Origin of the sequence: Pseudomonas emilianonis (assembly GCF_023072625.1) — a bacterium.
GTDB lineage: Bacteria > Pseudomonadota > Gammaproteobacteria > Pseudomonadales > Pseudomonadaceae > Aquipseudomonas > Aquipseudomonas paraveronii.
Map to the genome: position 1 here is coordinate 1 of NZ_JAKNRV010000715.1, position 1,023 is coordinate 1,023.

The 1,023-nt window shown below is 64.4% G+C and carries 2 protein-coding genes; both read right to left on the reverse strand.

Annotated features, from left to right (window positions below; all coding sequences use genetic code 11):
- On the reverse strand, positions 1–312 hold a 312-nt coding region (locus tag L9Z73_RS31115), incomplete at its 3' end, for a biotin/lipoyl-containing protein (protein WP_345894200.1).
- A partial coding sequence (locus L9Z73_RS31120; protein WP_247408840.1) for an alpha-ketoacid dehydrogenase subunit beta occupies positions 313–1,023 on the reverse strand: 711 nt, incomplete at its 5' end.

Below are 1,023 nucleotides of genomic sequence, written 5' to 3' on the forward strand. Positions count from 1 at the left end.
GGCAGGCATCGGCGCAGGCGCCGCCTTGGCCGGTTCAGCCGCCACCGGCACGTCCTTGGTATTACCCGCGCCTTCGACTTCGATGCTGATCAGCACGCTGCCGACGGCCATGACTTCACCCGGTTGGCCGCCGAGGGCAATCACCTTGCCGTGGACCGGCGAGGGAATATCCACCATCGCCTTGTCGGTCATCACATCCGCCAGCACCTGGTCTTCGACGACTAGGTCGCCAACCTTCACATGCCAGACCGACAGTTCAACTTCTGCGATGCCTTCGCCAATGTCCGGCATCTTGATAACGTGCGTGCCCATTCAGACCTCCATGACCCGTTTCAACGCCGCGCCCACGCGGGACGGCCCTGGGAAATACGCCCATTCCTGCGCGTGCGGGTAGGGGGTGTCCCAACCGGTGACGCGTTCGATCGGCGCTTCCAGGTGGTGGAAGCAATGTTCCTGCACCAGCGCCACCAGTTCGGCGCCAAAGCCGCAGGTGCGGGTGGCTTCATGCACCACCACGCAACGGCCGGTCTTTTTCACCGACTTGACGATGGTTTCCAGGTCCAGCGGCCACAGGCTGCGCAGGTCGATGACCTCGGCGTCGATGCCGGTTTCTTCGGCGGCGACTTGCGACACGTACACGGTGGTGCCATAGGTCAGCACGGTGACGGCCGAACCCGGACGCACGATCGCGGCCACATCCAGCGGCACGGTGTAGTAACCGTCCGGCACTTGTGCCTGCGGGTGTTTTGACCACGGCGTTACGGGGCGGTCGTGGTGACCGTCGAACGGGCCGTTGTACAGGCGCTTGGGCTCAAGGAAGATCACCGGGTCATCGTTTTCGATGGAGGCGATCAACAGGCCCTTGGCGTCATAGGGGTTGGACGGCATCACCGTGCGCAGGCCGCAGACCTGGGTGAACACCGCTTCGATACTCTGGCTGTGGGTCTGGCCGCCGTAGATGCCGCCGCCGCAGGGCATGCGCAGGGTCAACGGCGCGGTGAACTGGCCAGCCGAGCGATACCG